This window comes from Gluconobacter vitians (genome assembly GCF_015244565.1).
Lineage (GTDB): Bacteria > Pseudomonadota > Alphaproteobacteria > Acetobacterales > Acetobacteraceae > Gluconobacter > Gluconobacter vitians.
On sequence record NZ_JABCQG010000084.1, the window covers coordinates 1 to 840 of the forward strand.

The 840-nt window shown below is 56.0% G+C and carries 1 pseudogene; it reads left to right on the plus strand.

The window, feature by feature from the left end:
* Positions 1-16: 16 nt before the first annotated feature.
* Positions 17-840 (plus strand): annotated as a pseudogene (locus HKD24_RS15165) (IS5 family transposase); the annotation flags it as partial.

Genomic DNA, 840 nt, shown 5'->3' on the forward strand with positions numbered 1-840 from the left:
CTAAGGGAATGGCGCTATGAAGCAGGCTGGTTTCTTTGATGTTGAAGAGCGTCTTGTCCGGTTGAGTGGGCTCGGTGATCAGCTCGAAGCATTTTCCTGGACTGTGGATTTTGAGGCCTTCCGCCCTGATCTGGAGAAGGCTCTGGCCTATTCAGACAGGATCAAAGGCGGCCGTCCCCCGTTCGATCCGGTGATGATGTTCAAGATCCTGGTCATCCAGACGCTGAACAATCTCTCCGACGAGCGAACGGATATCTGATCAACGATCGCCTCTCCTTTATGCGCTTCCTTGGTCTGGGACTGTCGGACCGGGTGCCGGATGCCAAAACGGTCTGGCTGTTTCGCGAGCGTCTGACCCAGGCGGGTGCGATCGATGGGCTGTTCAACCGCTTTGATGCGACCCTGCGCCACGCCGGGTATTTACCGATGTCAGGCCAGATCCTGGATGCCACGCTGGTAGAGGCTCCGAAGCAGCGGAACACCAATGCAGAGAAAGCCGATCTTCGGGCAGGACGGATCCCCGAAGGCTGGGAAGACAAGCCGGCAAAGCTGTCGCACAAGGATCGTCATGCACGATGGACACTGAAGTTCACAAAGGCGAAGCGGCAGGAGGACGGGAGTATGCCCTCCAGCGATCTCGCCATCCCGTTCTTTGGTTATAAATCGCATGTTTCCATCGATCGGAAATACCGGTTCATCCGGAAATGGAAAACAACACATGCTGCCGCCAGTGATGGCGCGCGATTGAGAGAGGGGCTGCTGGATAAAACCAATACGGCCTCAAGTGTCTGGGCTGACACGGCCTATCGCTCAAAAGCCAACGAAGACTTCATGGAAAAG